The 1632-nt window shown below is 52.7% G+C and carries 1 protein-coding gene; it reads right to left on the bottom strand.

Annotated elements, in window-relative coordinates; all coding sequences use genetic code 11:
* Positions 1-1632 (bottom strand): DNA polymerase (locus Q0338_RS04700; protein ID WP_298085745.1); only part of this gene is annotated, 1632 nt, incomplete at both ends.

Genomic DNA, 1632 nt, shown 5'->3' with positions numbered 1-1632 from the left:
TCGTAGGGAAAGCTTTAAAATAGCGCTCGATATACTCCTTTGCCTCGGCGCGCGTGATGCCGACTTGCCCCGCTAGCTTGCTCGAGCCCATACCGTAGATGAGGCCGAAATTTATACTCTTAGCCACCGCGCGGTTTTGCCCCTCGGCGCTGCCGAATATACTAATCGCCGTGCGCGCGTGGATGTCCTCGTCGTTCGCAAACGCCCGCAAAAGCGCCTCGTCGCGGCTAAAATGCGCGAGCAGTCGCAGCTCGATCTGCGAGTAGTCAAGACCCACGAAGCTAAAGCCGCTTTTGGCCTCAAAGCAGCCTCGCACGTCCTTTGCCAGCGCGCCGCGAGCTGGGATATTTTGCAGGTTCGGATTTTTAGACGAGAGCCTGCCCGTGCTCGTTCCCGTCTGGATAAAGTTCGTGTATATCCTGCTGTCGGCATCCTTTTTAGCCAAATTTAGCAGCGGCTCGCAGTAGGTGCTTTGCAGCTTATATAGCTCGCGGTACTCGAGTAGTTTTTCGATGACGGGATGCTCCTCGATGAGCTCGGCTAGCACGGCCTCGTCGGTGCTGTAGCCCGTTTTTGTCTTTTTCTTTACGGGTAGTTTTAGGTGCTCAAACAGCACCGAGCCTAGCTGCTTAACGGAGTTGATATTAAAATTTTCGCCCGTTAGCTCGTAAATTTCGGCTGTCAAGGCCTTGATCTTAGCGTCGTTTCGCAGGATCAAATTTTGCATTTTCTCCTGGTTTATCGCGATACCCTCGCGCTCCATATCAAAAAGCGTGAGGATGAAAGGAAACTCGTGCTTACCTGCAAGTGCGAGCAGCTCGGGATCAAGCAAATTTAAAAAGCTTTTGTAAAATTTGAGAGTTATCCAAGCATCCTCGGCGGCGTATTTGGCCGCGTTTTCCAGCGCCACGGACGCGAAGGTCTCGCCGCGCTTTACCACGTCTTCAAATTTGATCGTGTCGTAGTCGTAGAGCCGCTTAGCTAGCGCGTCCATACCCACGCTTGAACCCGGATCCATGAGCCACGCTAGTATCATCGTGTCTTTAAAATTTGCAGGCGGCTCAAGCCCCAAATTTCGCTTTACGACCTTAAAATCGTACTTCAAATTTTGCCCGATCACGCAGCCTTTGTAAATTTGCCCTATCGCCCAGGCGGCAAATTTCTCGCTCACCTGCTTCGGCGCGCCCAGATACTCGTGCGACACGGGCACGTAGTAGGCCTCCTCGTCGTTAAAGCAAAAGCTAAAGCCGACCAGACGGGCGTTTTGCGTATCGACGTCCGTGGTCTCGGTATCAAAGGCCACGAGCGTATCTGCGTCTATATTTGCCAGCAGTCGCTCGATTTCATTCTCGTCCGTTAAAAGCCGCGCGTTAAAGCCGAGCTTAAATTCCGCGTTTTCGCCTGCGTTTTCGCTATTTTGCAGCGCTTTTAAAAGGCGGTTTAGATCGTATTCGCGAAGGATATCGGCGACCTTTACGAGCGGATTTTGCTCGGGAAATTCCGCCCTTTTTAGATCGAGCACATCAGGCACGTCGTCAAAGAGCGAGGTTAGGCGCTTGCTCAAAAACGCGCTCTCTCGCCCCTCTGCCAGCATGCCGCGGACACGTTCGTTTCGCACTAGCGGCAGGTTTT

The sequence above is a fragment of the uncultured Campylobacter sp. genome (genome assembly GCF_938018145.1).
Taxonomy (GTDB): Bacteria; Campylobacterota; Campylobacteria; order Campylobacterales; family Campylobacteraceae; genus Campylobacter_A.
The sequence above is the reverse complement of the archived record's forward strand: the minus strand, read 5'-3'. Positions and strand labels throughout refer to the sequence as shown.